The following is a 721-nucleotide window of genomic DNA, read 5'->3' as shown; positions in this document are numbered from 1 at the left end:
CGCGACACTCGTTACTTACAAAGAGTAATCAGTTCGAGATAATTATCAAATAATCATCTCGGGATATATATCAGCTTTCCAAATTGTTAAAGAGCTCAATTTAAGTCGCATTCGCTTAAATCGTGGTTTAAAAAACCAAACGTAATTTATCTTTAGCAGATACCTTAGGTTTGGCTTCTCATTCTCTATTGAAGAAGTTTCTATTTAAGTGAGAGGCAAGGCAAATAAATACGATGTGTGCACAGCAGCACATGAGTGTTTATTCAACGAAGCATATCGCTTAAATTGGTAGGTCTGGGCAGACTTGAACTGCCGACCTCACCCTTATCAGGGGTGCGCTCTAACCAGCTGAGCTACAGACCTATATTTGCGTTCACCTTTACCTAGCTGGTAGGTCTGGGCAGACTTGAAAAAAACAGGCCGACCTCACCGCTTTCATACGTGGCGGGGTGCGCTCTTTGTTCGAGCCAGTACTAAAAATAATAAGTGGTGGAGCTAAGCAGGATCGAACTGCTGACCTCCTGCGTGCAAGGCAGGCGCTCTCCCAGCTGAGCTATAGCCCCTCATTTACTTTTCAGTAAAGGGTACTTCTTCTACGTTCGTTATCTATGCAATTTGTGTGAACACTCAACATGAAGCGTTTTACTTCAAGATAAGGAGGTGATCCAACCCCAGGTTCCCCTAGGGTTACCTTGTTACGACTTCACCCCAGTCATGAATC

Annotated in this window: 2 tRNA genes and 1 rRNA gene; all 3 read right to left on the bottom strand. The window is 43.8% G+C overall.

Features of this window, described 5'->3' with window-relative positions:
- Positions 1-286: 286 nt before the first annotated feature.
- Positions 287-363: transfer RNA gene (locus ACOB82_RS17705), tRNA-Ile, on the bottom strand.
- A 124-nt stretch (positions 364-487) separates the two neighbouring features.
- Positions 488-563, bottom strand: a tRNA-Ala gene (locus tag ACOB82_RS17700).
- Positions 564-653: 90 nt separating this feature from the next.
- Positions 654-721 (bottom strand): 16S ribosomal RNA (locus tag ACOB82_RS17695); the annotation flags it as partial.

The organism is Colwellia sp. MEBiC06753 (genome assembly GCF_053470325.1).
Note: the sequence above shows the minus strand (reverse complement) of the source record. Positions and strands in the feature narration are given on the sequence as shown.